Raw genomic sequence first — 14,173 nt, forward strand, 5'->3', positions numbered from 1 at the left:
TGCTCCGCATTCCCGTCGCCGCCACATTTTTTCGGCGGTTTAGGCTGAGCGCATGAGCATGGGTGGAATGGGCGGCGGACGCGGCGGCGGTGGCGGCGGATTCCGGGGTGTCGACGAGGCCGCGCAGAAGAAGCTGAACGCGCAGGCGCCCAGGATCGACGGCCTCGGCAGGCGAGTCGTGGCGCTGTTCCGGCCCTACCTCGGCCGCATCATCGTCACCGGCATCCTCGTGATCGCCGGTGCCGCCATCGCGGTGATCCCGCCGCTCATCGTGCAGCGCATCTTCGATGACGCTCTCTTCCCGACAGACGGCGGCAACCCCGAGATCGGACTGCTCATCCGCCTCGTCCTCGCCATGGTCGGGCTGTTCCTCTTCTCCGCCGTGCTCGGCGTCGCGCAGACGTGGCTGACCTCGACGGTCGGCAACAGCGTCACCGGAGACCTGCGTGTTCGGCTGTTCGAGCACCTGCAGGCCATGGAGCTCGGATTCTTCACCCGGACCAAGACCGGCGTGATCCAGTCGCGTCTGCAGAACGACGTCGGCGGGGTATCCGGAGTGCTGACGAACACGGTCACAAGCATCCTGGGCAATGTCGTGACGGTGATCGCGTCGCTCGTCGCGATGATCCTCATCGATTGGAGGCTGACGCTGATCGCGGTCGTGCTGATGCCGTTCCTCATCGTCGTGCAGCGCAAGGTCGGACAGGTGCGCGCTCGGATCGCGGGGGAGACGCAGGAGTCGCTGTCAGAGCTCACCTCGATCACGCAGGAGACCCTGAGCGTCTCGGGGATGCTGCTGTCGAAGTCGTTCAACAGACAGCGGACGGAGTCCGACCGGTACCAGTCGGAGAACCGCAACCAGGTGACGCTGCAGGTACGGCGGGCCATGAGCGGTCAGGGCTTCTTCGCCGTCGTGCAGGTGCTGATGGCATCCGTCCCCGCCGTCATCTATCTCGTGGCCGGATACCTCATCGCGGGCGGCGAGGGCGCCATCACCGCCGGAACCGTCGTCGCGTTCACCACGGTGCAGGCGCGACTGCTGATGCCGCTGATGGGTCTCATGCGCGTATCGCTCGATCTGCAGACGTCGTCCGCACTGTTCGCGCGCATCTTCGAGTACCTCGACCTGGTGCCCGAGATCGAGGACGCCCCGGATGCCATCGCGGTGTCGCAGGCGACAGGGCCTCGTGGACGCCTCGAGTTCCAGGACGTCGTCTTCCGATACCCGGATGCCGCACCCGACACCCGGCCGACGCTGCAGGGAGTCTCGTTCACAGCCGACCCCGGTCAGCACGTCGCGTTCGTCGGACCGTCCGGTGCCGGCAAGACGACGGTGCTGTACCTCGCGCCCCGGCTCTACGAGGCCCACGGCGGCTCGGTGCTGTTCGCCGGCGCCGATGTGCGAACGCTGACGCAGGAGTCGATCATCGATGACGTCGGCATCGTGTCGCAGGAGACGTACCTGTTCCATGCGACGATCCGCGAGAACCTGCTCTACGCCAAGCCCGGCGCCACGGAGGATGAGCTGATCGCGGCCTGCCAGGCGGCCAACATCCACCACATCATCGCCGGATTCGAGCGCGGCTACGACACGATCGTCGGCGAACGCGGCTACCGGCTCTCCGGAGGAGAGAAGCAGCGCATCGCGATCGCCAGGGTGCTCCTGAAGGACCCGCCTGTGCTGCTGCTCGACGAGGCCACGAGCGCCCTGGACACCGTGTCCGAGCGGGTCGTGCAGGAGGCCCTGGACGAGGCCGCCAGGGGACGGACGGTGCTGTCGATCGCGCATCGCCTGTCGACGGTGATGGGTGCGGATGTCATCCACGTCCTCGAAGCCGGGAGGATCGTCGAGTCGGGCACACACGCGGAGCTGCTCGCGGCCGGGGGGCTGTACGCCGAGCTCGCGGCTCAGCAGGTCGCCGCATCCCAGATTCTGAACACCGAGGCGGAGATCGAGCAGGGCGCCTCCGGTGGTCTCATGGCGGCGTTCGCCGATCGGCGGGCGGATCGCGCGCCCGACGGCTCAGTCGCAGAGGATGCCGTGAACACGCTCACCGCGTCGGTACCGCTGCTGGACGGACAGGGCACGGACCAGCGCGTCTACCCGGCCGAGGGGTGAGTCGCGGCCGGCTCATGCGGGCGGCTCTCAGTGCGCCGACATGCCGCCGTCGACGAACAGGGAATGGCCGGTGACATAGGCCGAACCCGCCCCGGCCAGGAAGACCGCTGCTGAGGCGAAATCGTCCGGCAGGCCGTTGCGGCCGATCATCGTCCGGTCGGCGAGCTCGGCGACCTTCGCCTGGTCGTCCTGCAGCCGCGCATTCAGCGGCGTGAGCACGAAGCCGGGCACGAGCGTGTTGCTGGTGACGCCGCGATGGCCCCAGGCCTCGGCCTCCGACCGCATCAGGGACTCCACTGCGCCCTTCGATGCGCCGTACACGCCGCTGCCGACGAAAGCGCGGTGTGCCTGCTGAGAACTGATGTGGATGAGCCGCCCGTACCCGCGCTCGGCCATGCCCCGTGCGTACCGCTGCCCGAGCAGGAACGGTGCCAGCGCATTCACGGTCATGGTGGCGTCCCAGTCGGACTCGGTGATCTCCGCGAACGGCGGGCGGATGTTGATGCCGGCCGAGTTCACGAGGATGTCCGGCTCGCCGAACGGCGTCGTCGCGTCCTCCGCGGCGGCGTGGATGCCGTCGCGGGTGCTGAGGTCGCCCACGACTCCGGCAGTCCGCGCGCCGAACGCCGACAGCTCGGTGACGGTCTCGTCGATGCGTTCGCGCCCGCGCGCGACGATGACGACGGATGCTCCTGCACGCGCGAGCGCGGTGGCGATGCCGCGCCCGATGCCGGAGCTTCCGCCGGTGACCACCGCCGTGCGGCCCTCGAGCGAGAACAGCTCGGCCAGGTATGGATTCATCGGACTCCCTTCGCGCAGACTGCGCGCCTCGTCGGATTCACCATGCCAGCGCGGCCGCGATGCTCGGATCGGGTCGCGCTTCAGCGTACTCGGGCAGGGACGTCAGATCGTCGAGGAACTCCGTGAGCGCGGCCCTGTATCCCGGGTCGTCGTGAGTGGCCGCGATGGCCTGGAGAGGAGGGACGTCCATCGCGAGGATGAGGTCGAGCCGCGCGATGACGGCAGCGATCGCACCCGCTTCGTGAAGCACGCGGATGCCGCCGCGGAGAGCCTCGAGGTAGTCGCGCAGCACGGGCAGCCGCGACCTGCTCTGCGTGATCGAGGTGCCATCGGCGCGGAGGCGCCAGTTGACGACGACATCCGGGATGACATCGAACGCCGTCGCCCGCGTGTACATCCGCTGGGCGACGACCTGGTCCTCATAGGCGACGTCCTCGGGGAATCGCAGATCGGCCCAGAAGTCCGTACGACTGATCTTCGACCAGGCGACGATGTTCGCCGAAGCAGCCGGGTGCTCGAAGATGCTCGTGCGCCGGCGCTCGGGGGCTGTGGCTGCGACGGTCCAGGGCTGCACGCGTCCTGGCGAGTATGAACCACCGCGAAGACGGGAGCGCACATAGGCGCCGGCGACGAAATCGCTGCCGGTCTCGAGCAGCGTCCCCGTCAGACGCGCGAGTGCGGTCGGGGTGAGCTCGTCGTCGCCGTCCAGGAATCCGAGCAGGGGAGTGTCGACGAGGTCGAGTCCGACGTTGCGAGCAGCGCCGAGGCCGCGGGACGCCTCGTGGCGCAGAACCGTGAACCGGGAGTCGGATGCCGCGGCATCCGCGAACACGTCGCCCGTGGCATCCACCGACCCGTCGTCGATGAGGACGGCGCGCCAGCGGGGTTCGGTCTGAGCCTGCAGCGAGGCGATCGCCGCCGGCGCGAACGACTCGATGTCGCGGCCGGGGACGATGAGCGTGACGATCGGGTCTGGCACTCGTCGAGCCTATTCGGTCGAGGTCGGCCTCGGCCCGCCCCGGGTCGAAGCCTCATCCCTCACCCGCAGACCGCCCCGACGGCATCCGCCACGAGGGCGGCGAGGCGCTCGGGCGCGTCCTCCGGCAGCGGTTCTCTACCGAACGTGAACCGCACCGAGGTCTGCGCGACCTCCGGGGCGACTCCGCACGCCAGCAGCACGTGCGAGGGCTCATCGCTGCCCGCAGCGCATGCCGAGCCGCTCGACGAGATCACGCCGCGCCGCTCCAGTTCCAGCAGCACTGCTTCGCCGCTGGTGCCGGCGAACGTGAAGCTCGCGGTGCCCGGCAGCCGATGGTCTGCATCGCCGGTCAGTGCAGCCTGCGGTACGTTCGCGAGTACACCGGCGATGAACAGCGCGGTCTGCGCGCCGACGGAAGCGGCACGCGAAGCACGCTCGGTCTCGGCGAGCTCCAGCGCCGCCGCGAGTCCCACTGCGCCCGCGACGTTCTCCGTCCCAGAGCGGCGGCCCCGCTCCTGTCCGCCGCCGTGCAGCAGCGGCTCGAGCGGCACCCGGCCGCGCACCGCCAGAGCACCGATGCCCTTGGGGGCGCCGAGCTTGTGCCCCGCGATCGAGACGGCATCGGCGCCGAGCTCACCCAGCGGCAGCCACCCGGCGGACTGCACGGCATCCAGGTGGAACGGGACGCCGGCATCCTTCGCGATCCGGGCGAGGGACACGGCGTCCTGCACCGTGCCGATCTCGTTGTTCGCATGGCCGAGCGAGACCAGTGAGGTGTCATCGCGCATCGCCGCAGCGAGCGAGTCGGGAGAGACGCGGCCCGTGCCGTCGACGTCGACCATGGTCACTGTGACGCGATGGAACCGTTTCAGGTACGCCGCCGATTCGAGGATCGACTCGTGCTCGATCGGCGAGGTGATCAGGTGCGCACGACCGCGGTCGAGAGCTGCCAGCACGATGCCTTTCACTGCGAGGTTGTTCGCCTCGGTGCCGCCCGCCGTGAAGATCACATCGCCGGCCCGCATGCCCAGCACTCGGGCGACGCGCGCCCTGGCGTCCTCGAGCGCGCTCGCCGCCGCCTCACCGGCCGTGTGGTGACTGGACGGGTTGCCGAACACTCCGGTGAGGTACGGGCGCATCGCCTCGAGAACGTCCGGTCGGACCGGGGAAGTCGCCGCGTGGTCGAGATAGAGCATGCTCAGCCGATCCGCACGTCCAAGCCGAGATCGAGCGCGCGGGCCGAGTGCGTGAGTGCGCCGACCGAGATGATGCCGACACCGGTCTCGGCGATCGCCCGCACCGTGTCGAGATTCACGCCTCCGGATGCCTCGACCGTCGCGCGGTCACCGATCAGAGCCACGCCGGCGCGCAGGTCGTCGAGCGAGAAGTTGTCCAGCAGAACCGTGTTCGCGCCCCCGGCGAGCACGGTCTCGATCTGATCGAGCCGGTCGACCTCGATCACGACGTGCGTGGTGTGCGGAAGCTTCGACAGCGCCGCGCGCAGAGCCGGGGCGAGGTCACCGCCTGCTGAGGTCAGCACGGCGAGGTGGTTGTCCTTGGCCATCACGGCATCCGACAGGGAGAAACGGTGGTTGCTTCCGCCGCCCGAGACGACCGCGTGCCGCTCGAAGGCGCGGAGCCCCGGCGTGGTCTTGCGGGTGTCTGCGATGCGCGCACCGGTGCCGTGGACGGCGCGCACGTACTGCGCGGTCAGCGTGGCGATGCCGCTCATCCGCTGCGTGAAGTTCAGCGCGACTCGCTCGGCCGTCAGGATGCTGCGCGCCGGTCCTGATACGGATGCCAGCACGTCGCCAGGGGCGAAGTCGTCGCCCTCGCCGACGTGCACGTCAACGGCGAGCGACGGGTCGGTGAGGGCGAACGCCGCCGAGAAGACGTCGCCGCCGCTGAACACGCCCGGCTCACGCGCCGTGAGGTCGGCGGTCGCCGTGAGATCAGCCGGCAGCAGCGTCGTGCTCGTGAGATCGCCCCACGGCGAATCCTCTTCGAGAGCGGCACCGACGACGCGGGTGAGGGTGGCGGTGGTGAGCATCAGGCTCCGATCAGGGCGGGTTCGAGTTCGAGATGGTGCGCGCCGACGGACTCGGTGCGCGCGAGGGCAGCGGATGCCATCGCCTCGGCGACCAGGAGCAGGTCGGCGTCTTCGTGCTCGGTGCGGGTGGTCGGGGCCGGGGCGGCGGCGCGCCACGCGCGGATCGTCTCGAGAGCCTCGGCGATTCCGGTGCGGGTGCGGAGGAGCCCGACGTGGTCCCACATCAGGTCCTGGAGTGCGCTTCGTGAGAAACCAACGACGTTCAGGTCGCGAATTCCGCCGCTCAGAACCGCGGATACCGGCATGATTCGCGATCTGAACAGGCTGCTCGTCACAGCATCCGCGGCTCGCGCTCCGAAGACCGCGGCCTCGAGCAGCGAGTTCGACGCCAGGCGGTTCGCTCCGTGCACCCCGGTGCGGGCGACCTCCCCGGCGGCGAACAGCCCCGGCACCGATGTGCGTCCGTCGAGGTCCGTGACCACCCCGCCCATCAGGTAGTGCGCGGCCGGCGTCACCGGAATGGGCTCCCGCGACCAGTCGAACCCCCGCTCCCGTGTGACGCGGTCGATCGTCGGGAACCGCTCGGCGAGACGCGAGGCGCCGATCATCGTCGCATCCAACCGCACCGGCGATCCCTGAGACGCAGCCTGTCGCGCCACCGCACGGGCGACGACGTCCCGCGGGGCGAGTTCGCCGTCAGGATGCGCGTCGAAGACGAACCGCCTGCCCTCGTCGTCGATGAGCGTCGCGTCCTCGCCCCGAACGGCCTCCGAGATCAGGAACGGCTCACCGGCATCCAGAACCGTCGGGTGGAACTGGACGAACTCGAGATCCGCAACGGCGGCCCCGGCCCGCAACGCTGCAGCGATGCCGTCGCCTGTCGCTCCGACCGGGTTGGTCGTGTGCGCGAAGAGCTGACCTGCGCCGCCGGTCGCGAGGATCACGGCATCCGCATGGATCTCGGTGCAGGCATCGCCCCGCAGGATGCTGACGCCGCGCACGGCACCGTCGTGCGCGAGAAGATCCACGAGCATCGCGCGTTCGATCACCTCGATGCTCGACGACCGTACGTGCGAGACCAAGGCGCGGGAGATCGCCGCACCCGTCGCATCTCCGCCCGCGTGGACGATGCGTGCGTGCGTGTGGGCGGCCTCGCGGCCCAGCAGCAGCATCCCGTCGGCATCGCGATCGAACGCGACACCATGAGCGATCAGCTCGGCGATGCGCGCCGATCCGTCCTGCACGAGAACGTCGACAGCTGCGGCATCAGACAGCCCAGCGCCGGCCGCGAGCGTGTCCGACGCGTGCAGCGCGGGGGAGTCGCCGTCGCCGTAGACACCCGCCACTCCGCCCTGCGCGAGCGCCGTGCATCCGCTTCCGAGAGCATCCTTGGTGATCAGAGTCGTCCGGTGCCCCGCATCGATCGCGTGCAGCGCGGCGGTGAGCCCGGCAAGACCGGAGCCGACCACGATGACGTTCATGCGCGCGGCTTCGCTGCCAGCATCCGCTCGAGGGCGACACGGGCGGGATCTGCGACGTCCGCCGTCACGGAGATCCGGTTGACGACGCGACCGGCGACGAGCTCCTCGAGCACCCAGGCGAGATAACCCGGGTGGATGCGGTACATCGTCGAGCACGGGCAGACGACCGGGTCGAGGCAGAAGATCTCGTGCTGCGGGAACTGCGCCGCGAGCCGCCGCACGAGATTGATCTCGGTGCCGATCGCGAAGGCCGCCGGCGTCGTCGCTGCGCCGATCGCGCGACGGATGTAGTCGGTCGAGCCCGCCTCGTCGGCGGCATCCACGACCTCCATCGGGCACTCGGGGTGCACGATCACGCGGACATCAGGATGCTCGGCGCGCGCCTGGTCGATCTGCGCGACGGTGAACCGGCGGTGCACCGAGCAGAAGCCGTGCCACAGGATGACCTTCGAATCCTCCAGGTCGGCGGCCGACGACCCGCCGAGGGATCGTCGAGGGTTCCACATCGGCATCCGCTCGAGCGGCACGCCCATTGCCTTGGCGGTGTTCCTGCCGAGGTGCTGATCGGGGAAGAACAGAACACGCCGGCCGCGCTCGAACGCCCATTCCAGCACCGTCTCGGCGTTCGACGAGGTGCAGACGATGCCGCCGTGGCGGCCGACGAAGCCCTTGATCGCGGCGGACGAGTTCATGTACGTCACCGGGATGACGGGCACACGGCCGTCGGCGTCGACGCGGTCGAGTGGGCCGAGGACATCGGCGAGCTGCTCCCAGCAGTCCTCGACCTGGTCGATGTCGGCCATGTCGGCCATCGAGCAGCCGGCGGCGAGGTTCGGAAGGATCACGGCCTGGTCGGGGGTCGAGAGGAGGTCAGCGGTCTCGGCCATGAAGTGCACGCCGCAGAAGACGATCGCCTCCGCATCGGGATGCTCGAGTGCGGCGTTCGCGAGCTGGAACGAGTCGCCCACGTAGTCGGCGTGCTGCATGACTTCTTCGCGCTGGTAGAAGTGCCCGAGCACGACGACGCGGTCGCCGAGCGTGGCCTTGGCGGCGCGGATGCGGGAGTCGAGCTCGTCCTCGCCGGCCTCACGGTACTCGGCGGGGAGCTCGCCCTGCCTGGGAGCGCCGGTGGGGATGACGTCGCCCATCGACGATCCGGGACCGTAGCCGGGCACGGTGTCGAATATCCAAGGACCCGCCGCCAGATCGGTGCTGCACGAGTCAGCCGGCGCCGCCTGGATCAGGTGGTCGACTGAGGGGTCTGTGATGCGAATGGTCGAGGTTGGCATCGGGGCGCCGCCTTATGGTCGAATCGACACTTACTGTGCAGGATTAGATTATGTCGACCTGACCATAAGTGCAATTCGCGGTGCGTCAGGTTCCCGTCGCAAGGCGGAACAGGCGGGCGGGGCGGTGCTTGCCGGTGCGGAACGACTCCGTCGGCACGAGCTCGTCCGATCCTTCGAGCAGACGCCGGAAGTTCGACGGATCCAGCCTGCGGCCGAGCACCGTCTCGTAGACCTCGCGCAGCTCGGTGAGTGTGAACTCGTCGGGCAGCAGCCCCGCGCCGATCCAGCTGTAGCCGACTTTGTTCCGCAGCCGCCACAGCGCGTATTCGACGATGCGGTTGTGATCGAACGCCAGCGTCGGCAGGTCGTCCACGTCGAACCACTCGACGTTCTCGGGCGCCCCGGCGGCACCGCGCTGAGCATCCACGAGGTCCGAGCGCAGCAGCGCCCAGTAGACGATCGAGACGGCGCGCGCGGGAGAGCGATCGACGTCGCCGAACGTATAGAGCTGCTCGAGATGGCTGGGCCCCAATGCTGTCGTCTCAGCGAGGGTGCGGGATGCTGCGGCATCCAGGTCTTCCGCCGGATCGAGCCAGCCGCCTGGCAGCGCCCACATGCTCAGGTGCGGCTCGCGCGTGCGCCGGACCAGAGGCAGCATGAGCCGGTCGCCCTCGTCGCCCGCCCGCAGCGAGAAGATGACGGTCGAGACGGCGACGCGGATCGCGTCGGAACTGGCAGGGGATGCGTCCACATGATCGAGCGTAGATGAGCGGTGCGGCTATGCTGGGAGCGCTAAGTGAACACAGGCCGCATGACCTGCGCGGGAGAGCCCGATGAACGCGATCGGGCACCGAAGGAGCAAGCCTCCCCGCCAATCTCTCAGGTATCCATACCGCGCACGTCCGGCCGCTCTGAAAAGCGATCTCACGATCCGCCGACGGTGAAAGCCCCCGTGCGCAACGGGCGGCGAAACTCTCAGGCCCATGACAGAGGGGGAGTTCTCGGATACCGTGCATTCCGTACGGCATCCTTCCGATCGATACGGGAGAACTCCATGACCGAGGCCCGCTACACCCCGCTTCGCGAGCGACATGAGTCGCTCGGCGCGTCCTTCACGGACTTCGGCGGCTGGCAGATGCCGGTTCGCTACACCTCCGACCTCGCCGAGCACCACGCCGTGCGTCAGGCGGCAGGGCTCTTCGACATCTCGCACATGGCTGAGTTCACGATCGAGGGGCCGGATGCCGCGGCCTACCTGGACTACGCACTCGCGGGCCGCCTGTCGACCATGGCGGTCGGCAAGGCGAAGTATTCGCTGCTGCTCGCCGAGGACGGCGGCATCATCGATGATGTCATCGTCTATCGACTCGGGGGCGACAGCTTCCTGATCATCTCTAACGCGGGCAACCGGGACGCCGTCGCCGCGGCGCTTCCGGAACGCACCGGCGGGTTCGACGTCATCGTCGCCGACGTGTCTGACGGCTACGCGCTCATCGCCGTCCAGGGTCCTGCATCCGAAGCGATCGTCTCGCAGATCGCCGGCGTCACCGAGCTCGGCGCACCATGGAGCGACCAGAAGTACTACGCGTGGTCCGACGCCCTCTTCCTCGGGCATCCGCTGTTGATCGCACGCACCGGCTACACGGGCGAGGACGGCTTCGAGCTGCTCGTCCGCGCCGAGGACGCCGCAGACCTATGGGACGCGGCGCTCGCCGCCGGCAGTCCGCACGGACTCGTCCCCGCAGGGCTCGCAGCCCGCGACACCCTTCGCCTCGAGGCGGGCATGCCGCTGTACGGCCACGAGCTCTCGCTCGACACGAAGCCCGCGCAGGCGGGCCTCGGCCGCGTCGTGGCATCCGACAAGGAGGACTTCGTCGGAAAGTCGTCCACCCGCGCAGACGGCGCCCGCGTGCTCGTCGGCCTCGAGGCCGAGGGCAAGCGCGCCGGCCGCGCCGGCTACGCCGTCGTCGCCGAGGACGGCACCGTGCTCGGCGAGGTCACGTCCGGCGCGCTCAGTCCGACGCTCGGCCACCCGATCGCGATGGCTTACATCGACCCCGCGTCCGCCGATGCGGGAACCACCGTCTACCTGGATGTGCGGGGCACCAAGATCCCCGCGACCGTCACCGCCCTGCCTTTCTACCGGAGGAAGAAATGACCGATCTCACCGCTCTCAAGTACACCGACGAGCACGAGTGGCTCGCCATCGAAGGCACCACGGCGACTGTCGGCATCACCGACTACGCCGCTGACAAGCTCGGCGACGTCGTCTTCGTCGAACTCCCTGCCGTCGGCACCGAGATCACCGCCGGCGCGGTGGTCGGCGAGATCGAGTCGACCAAGTCGGTGGGCGAGCTCTACGCGCCCTTGGCGGGCACGGTCACCGAGATCAACGACGCCGTCGTCGACGACCCGTCGCTGGTGAACGCCGAGCCGTTCGAGGGCGGCTGGCTCATCAAGGTGACGATCGCGGACGGCGCGGCCGAGGGTCTGCTCGACCGCGACGCCTACGTCGCCCTGACGGAGGGTTGACCCCACTCGTGACAGGCTTCGCCGATCGCCACATCGGAACCACCGCTCAGACGCAGTACACGATGCTCGAGACACTCGGGCTCACGGCAGCGACCGACGACATCAGCCCGGTCGAGGCGCTGATGCGTCAGGCGGTTCCCGGTGCCATATACACCGACGTCAAGACCGCGCTCGGAGAGACACGCATCCCCCACGCCGCCACCGAGGCCGAGGCGCTCGCGGAGCTCCGCGGTTTCGCATCGCGCAACACGGTGAACACCCCGATGATCGGGCTCGGCTACTACGGCACGATCACCCCGAGTGTCATCCAGCGGAACGTGCTCGAGAACCCGTCCTGGTACACCGCCTATACGCCGTACCAGCCCGAGATCTCGCAGGGGCGCCTCGAGGCGCTCATCAACTTCCAGACGATGGTCGCCGACCTGACCGGCCTCACGACCGCGAACGCGTCGATGCTCGACGAGTCGACGGCGGTCGCCGAGGGGATGCTGCTGGCCAGGCGCGCGTCCAAGGCGAAGTCGAACGTGTTCGTCGTCGACGCCGATGCGTTCCCGCAGACGAAGGCACTGCTCGCGACGCGGGCCAAGGCGCTGGGCATCGAGCTCGTCGAGCGCGACCTGTCCGGCGGCGAGGCTCTGCCGGAGGAGCTGTTCGGCGTCTTCGTGCAGTACCCCGCGGCATCCGGTCTCATCTGGGACCCGTCGGCCGTGATCGACGCCGCGCACCTCGCCGACGGTCTCGCGGTCGTGGCGGCCGATCTGCTCGCCCTCACCCTGATCTCCTCGCCCGGCTCGCTCGGCGCCGACGTCGCGGTGGGCACGACCCAGCGCTTCGGGGTGCCGATGGCCTTCGGCGGTCCGCACGCCGGGTACATGGCCGTCCGTCAGGGACTCGAGCGTCAGCTGCCAGGACGCCTGGTCGGGGTCTCTGTGGATGCCGACGGCAAGCCCGCGTACCGCCTGTCGCTGCAGACCCGCGAGCAGCACATCCGCCGTGAGAAGGCGACTTCGAACATCTGCACCGCACAGGTGCTGCTCGCCGTCATGGCGTCGATGTACGCGGTCTACCACGGCCCGGACGGGCTGGCGAACATCGCACGCAACGTCGCGCTCCGCGCATCGATGTTCCGCGACTGGCTGGTCGAGGCGGGCGCAGAGGTCGTCCACGACGCGTTCTTCGACACGGTCGAGGTGCGCACTTCTGATGCCGCGGCGGTCGTGGCCCGTGCACACGACGAGCTCGGCATCCTGCTCCGCCTCGTCGACGAGAACACGATCGGCATCTCGGTCGACGAGACGACGGACTTCGGCGCGTTGCACCAGGTGGCGATCATGTTCGGCGGCAAGGAGCAGCGCTCGTTCGGCTTCTTCGGAAGCGGGTCGCACGGCGCTCTGCCGGAGCAACTCCACCGCAAGGACGAGTTCCTCACCCACCCCGTCTTCCACGTGCACCGCTCCGAGACCGCCATGATGCGGTACCTGAAGAGCCTCGCCGACCGCGACTACGCGCTCGACCGCGGGATGATCCCGCTCGGCTCGTGCACGATGAAGCTCAATGCGGCGACCGAGATGGCGTCGATCACGTGGCCGGAGTTCGCGCAGATCCACCCGTTCGCGCCGGAGTCCGACGTCGAGGGCTACCTCGAGATGATCGATCAGCTCGAGGGCTGGCTCGCCGAGGTGACCGGCTACGACGCGGTCTCGCTGCAGCCGAACGCCGGCTCGCAGGGCGAACTCGCCGGGCTCCTCGCGATCCGCGGCTACCATCTGGCGAACGGCGACGAGCACCGCACCGTGTGCCTGATCCCGTCGTCCGCGCACGGCACGAACGCGGCATCCGCCGTGCTCGCCGGCATGAAGGTCGTCGTGGTGGCCTGCGATGAGCTCGGCAACGTCGATCTCGACGACCTGCGGGCGAAGATCTCGGCGCACGCCGACGAGATCGCGGCGCTCATGATCACGTATCCGTCGACGCACGGCGTCTACGAGCAGGATGTCGTCGACATCACGACCGCGGTGCACGACGCCGGCGGCCAGGTGTACGTCGACGGCGCCAACCTCAACGCGCTGCTCGGCTTCGCCCGCTTCGGCGACCTGGGCGGCGACGTCTCGCACCTGAACCTGCACAAGACGTTCGCGATCCCGCACGGCGGTGGGGGACCCGGCGTGGGACCGGTGGCCGCCAAGGCGCACCTCGCCGAGCACCTGCCGTCGCACCCGCTCGCGCAGCGCGCGGCACACGCGGGCGGATTCGAATTCGCGGGCGGCCCGGTGTCGGCCGCACCGTACGGCTCTGCCGGCATCCTGCCGATCTCGTGGTCGTACGTGCGCATGATGGGCGCCGAAGGACTGCGGGATGCCACGGCCGCGGCCGTCCTCTCGGCGAATTACATCGCCGCACGCCTGCGCGACCACTATCCGGTGCTGTACACCGGCGAGCACGACCGCGTCGCCCACGAGTGCATCCTGGATCTGCGTCCGCTCAAGGAGGCCACCGGCATCACGGTCGACGACGTCGCGAAGCGCTTGATCGACTACGGCTTCCACGCGCCGACCATGTCGTTCCCCGTGCCGGGGACGCTCATGGTCGAGCCGACGGAGTCGGAGGACATCGGCGAGATCGACCGGTTCATCGAGGCGATGATCATGATCAAGCAGGAGGCGGAAGCGGTGGCGGCCGGTCGCTGGCCGACCGACGACAACCCGCTCGTGAACGCACCGCACACCGCCGTCTCGCTGATCTCGGGGGAGTGGAACCACGCCTACACCCGCGAGGATGCTGCCTACCCCGTGCACTCCCTCGTCGCGGGCAAGTACTGGCCGCCGGTGCGCCGGATCGACCAGGCGTACGGCGACCGCAACCTGGTGTGCGCCTGCCCGCCTGTGGAGGCCTTCGCGTAGGTCCCTCTTCCCGATCGACAAA

Annotated in this window: 11 protein-coding genes and 1 riboswitch; of the genes, 4 read left to right on the top strand and 7 right to left on the bottom strand. The window is 69.1% G+C overall.

Annotated elements, in window-relative coordinates:
* Nucleotides 1-58: 58 nt before the first annotated feature.
* Entirely contained in the window at nucleotides 59-2,119 is a 2,061-nt protein-coding gene (locus LQZ87_RS03690) for an ABC transporter ATP-binding protein (RefSeq protein ID WP_230102337.1), read from the top strand.
* A gap of 27 nt (nucleotides 2,120-2,146) precedes the next feature.
* On the opposite strand, the gene LQZ87_RS03695 is transcribed toward LQZ87_RS03690, so the two are convergent.
* The 7 genes from LQZ87_RS03695 to LQZ87_RS03725 all read right to left on the bottom strand — a co-directional run bounded on the left by LQZ87_RS03695 (nucleotide 2,147) and on the right by LQZ87_RS03725 (nucleotide 9,470).
* Nucleotides 2,147-2,920, bottom strand: a complete 774-nt coding sequence (locus tag LQZ87_RS03695; protein WP_230102106.1) for an SDR family oxidoreductase — start codon at nucleotides 2,918-2,920, stop codon at nucleotides 2,147-2,149.
* Nucleotides 2,921-2,957: 37 nt separating this feature from the next.
* Nucleotides 2,958-3,899, bottom strand: a complete 942-nt coding sequence (locus LQZ87_RS03700; RefSeq protein WP_230102107.1) for a glycosyltransferase family 2 protein — start codon at nucleotides 3,897-3,899, stop codon at nucleotides 2,958-2,960.
* A gap of 59 nt (nucleotides 3,900-3,958) precedes the next feature.
* Nucleotides 3,959-5,095, bottom strand: a complete 1,137-nt coding sequence (locus tag LQZ87_RS03705; RefSeq protein WP_230102108.1) for a cysteine desulfurase family protein — start codon at nucleotides 5,093-5,095, stop codon at nucleotides 3,959-3,961.
* A 2-nt stretch (nucleotides 5,096-5,097) separates the two neighbouring features.
* On the bottom strand, nucleotides 5,098-5,949 hold the full coding sequence (nadC, locus tag LQZ87_RS03710; protein ID WP_230102109.1) for a carboxylating nicotinate-nucleotide diphosphorylase: 852 nt from the start codon (nucleotides 5,947-5,949) through the stop codon (nucleotides 5,098-5,100).
* Nucleotides 5,949-7,430 (bottom strand): L-aspartate oxidase, encoded by a 1,482-nt coding sequence (gene nadB, locus LQZ87_RS03715; protein WP_230102110.1) that lies wholly within the window; start codon nucleotides 7,428-7,430, stop codon nucleotides 5,949-5,951. The genes nadC and nadB overlap by 1 nt, the downstream gene beginning before the upstream one ends.
* Nucleotides 7,427-8,719 carry a quinolinate synthase NadA gene (gene nadA / locus LQZ87_RS03720; protein WP_230102111.1) on the bottom strand — a complete coding sequence of 431 codons (1,293 nt, stop codon included), beginning with the start codon at nucleotides 8,717-8,719 and terminating at the stop codon, nucleotides 7,427-7,429. Before nadA ends, nadB begins: the two co-directional genes overlap by 4 nt.
* Nucleotides 8,720-8,804: 85 nt before the next feature.
* A complete protein-coding gene (locus LQZ87_RS03725; RefSeq protein ID WP_230102112.1) occupies nucleotides 8,805-9,470 on the bottom strand; it encodes an NUDIX domain-containing protein in 666 nt (221 codons plus the stop codon).
* A 60-nt stretch (nucleotides 9,471-9,530) separates the two neighbouring features.
* A riboswitch (glycine riboswitch) is annotated at nucleotides 9,531-9,624 on the top strand.
* Between the two features lie 149 nt (nucleotides 9,625-9,773).
* Here LQZ87_RS03725 and gcvT point away from each other — a divergent pair.
* The 3 genes from gcvT to gcvP are packed head-to-tail and all read left to right on the top strand — an operon-like array spanning nucleotide 9,774 to nucleotide 14,151.
* Nucleotides 9,774-10,877, top strand: a complete 1,104-nt coding sequence (gcvT, locus tag LQZ87_RS03730; RefSeq protein ID WP_230102113.1) for a glycine cleavage system aminomethyltransferase GcvT — start codon at nucleotides 9,774-9,776, stop codon at nucleotides 10,875-10,877.
* Nucleotides 10,874-11,251 carry a glycine cleavage system protein GcvH gene (gcvH, locus tag LQZ87_RS03735; RefSeq protein ID WP_230102114.1) on the top strand — a complete coding sequence of 126 codons (378 nt, stop codon included), beginning with the start codon at nucleotides 10,874-10,876 and terminating at the stop codon, nucleotides 11,249-11,251. Before gcvT ends, gcvH begins: the two co-directional genes overlap by 4 nt.
* Nucleotides 11,248-14,151 (top strand): aminomethyl-transferring glycine dehydrogenase, encoded by a 2,904-nt coding sequence (gene gcvP / locus LQZ87_RS03740; protein WP_290368241.1) that lies wholly within the window; start codon nucleotides 11,248-11,250, stop codon nucleotides 14,149-14,151. Before gcvH ends, gcvP begins: the two co-directional genes overlap by 4 nt.
* Nucleotides 14,152-14,173: the final 22 nt, after the last annotated feature.

The sequence above is a fragment of the Microbacterium sp. Bi121 genome (genome assembly GCF_918698005.1).
In the GTDB taxonomy this organism is placed as follows: Bacteria; Actinomycetota; Actinomycetes; order Actinomycetales; family Microbacteriaceae; genus Microbacterium.

Coding starts and splice junctions, on each gene's coding strand:
- nadB (WP_230102110.1), bottom strand. CDS start 7,430: ATGAACGTCATCGTGGTCGGCTCCGGTCTTGCCGGGCTCACCGCCGCG.
- nadC (WP_230102109.1), bottom strand. CDS start 5,949: ATGCTCACCACCGCCACCCTCACCCGCGTCGTCGGTGCCGCTCTCGAA.
- nadA (WP_230102111.1), bottom strand. CDS start 8,719: ATGCCAACCTCGACCATTCGCATCACAGACCCCTCAGTCGACCACCTG.
- gcvH (WP_230102114.1), top strand. CDS start 10,874: ATGACCGATCTCACCGCTCTCAAGTACACCGACGAGCACGAGTGGCTC.
- LQZ87_RS03690 (WP_230102337.1), top strand. CDS start 59: ATGGGTGGAATGGGCGGCGGACGCGGCGGCGGTGGCGGCGGATTCCGG.
- gcvT (WP_230102113.1), top strand. CDS start 9,774: ATGACCGAGGCCCGCTACACCCCGCTTCGCGAGCGACATGAGTCGCTC.
- LQZ87_RS03695 (WP_230102106.1), bottom strand. CDS start 2,920: ATGAATCCATACCTGGCCGAGCTGTTCTCGCTCGAGGGCCGCACGGCG.
- LQZ87_RS03705 (WP_230102108.1), bottom strand. CDS start 5,095: ATGCTCTATCTCGACCACGCGGCGACTTCCCCGGTCCGACCGGACGTT.